The organism is Hansschlegelia beijingensis, from assembly GCF_045505405.1.
GTDB classification, from domain to species: domain Bacteria; phylum Pseudomonadota; class Alphaproteobacteria; order Rhizobiales; family Methylopilaceae; genus Methylopila; species Methylopila beijingensis_A.
Genome location: NZ_JBJKEX010000581.1, coordinates 1 through 1,060 on the forward strand (window position 1 = coordinate 1; position 1,060 = coordinate 1,060).

1 protein-coding gene and 1 pseudogene are annotated in these 1,060 nt (G+C 70.4%); one reads left to right on the forward strand and one right to left on the reverse strand.

The features are described from left to right. A pseudogene (locus tag ACIKT0_RS18860) lies at window positions 1-528 on the reverse strand (hypothetical protein); the annotation flags it as partial. A 134-nt stretch (window positions 529-662) separates the two neighbouring features. Here ACIKT0_RS18860 and ACIKT0_RS18865 point away from each other — a divergent pair. Beyond that, on the forward strand, window positions 663-1,060 hold a 398-nt coding region (locus ACIKT0_RS18865), incomplete at its 3' end, for a hypothetical protein (RefSeq protein ID WP_407106833.1).

The following is a 1,060-nucleotide window of genomic DNA, read 5'->3' on the forward strand; positions in this document are numbered from 1 at the left end:
CAGCGCCTTCATGACCGTGATGTCGCCGGGCGTGACGGTCCGCTTCGCTCCCGGCGACATCACGGTCATGAAGGCGCTGAGCACCGCCGCCTGCGGGCCGCCGAGGCTCCGCGCCGCGGACGCCACCGCGAGCAGGGCGGGCAGCAGGAGCAGGAGCGGCCACGCGATCAGCGTCGCCCTGAGCGCGAGATCCGGCGACAGCAGACGCTCGGCCGCGGCGAGGATCAGCGCGATGGGAAGATCGACGGCGCGCGACCAGTGCATCACCACGCCCTCGGGCGGGTTCAGCCGATGTTGCGCGAGGTCGAACCAGCTCTGACCCGCGAGCAGGTCCCTGACCCCCGCGAGCCGCATCGCGTCGTCTGTCGACAGCTGGTCGATGACCGCCGGATAGGCGCCGAAGGCGTTCGCAAGGGCGAACATCGCCCAGATGAAGACGATCAGCGGAACGCCGGCGCCCTCGAACAAAGCCCTCGAGCCGGGACGCCCGACGATCGCAGAACCACCCGCCGCGTGCGCCATCGCCATGCCAGTCGCCCCAGAGATACCCCCGTCAGGCATCATCGCACGCCGGGCCTTAGGAACGGGTGAATCGCGCGACGTGATTTCGCGCCGACCCCGTGCGGGTCTATGGTCTTCTTCAAAAGGTCGGGGGGATCGGGATGACCACGCGCGCGCTCGTGAGCTGGATCGCAAAGGCCGCCTCCTCGGCGGCGCTGGCGCTGGTCCTTTCCTGCGGCCCGGTCTGGGCCGAGCCCGACAATCCCTTCCAGAACACGATCGCGAACGAAAGCGCGCTCAAGCTCGAGGCGCGCCTCAAGCGGGAGGCCCAGTCCGAAGCGCGGCCGGTCGCGGAGCTCATCAAGCAGGGCGTCGCCCAGATCCGCGCCGGAAGCTGGCGCGAGGCCGCGGTCACGATGGCGCTCGCGGCCGGCAAGGATCCCCGCAACGAACAGGCGTGGCGCAATCTTTCGGTCGCGCTGACGCGGGTCGAGACCGGCGACTATTCGGAGAGGGAGACGCTGCGCGAGCAGGCGGTCGGCGCCGGCTGGCGCGCCTA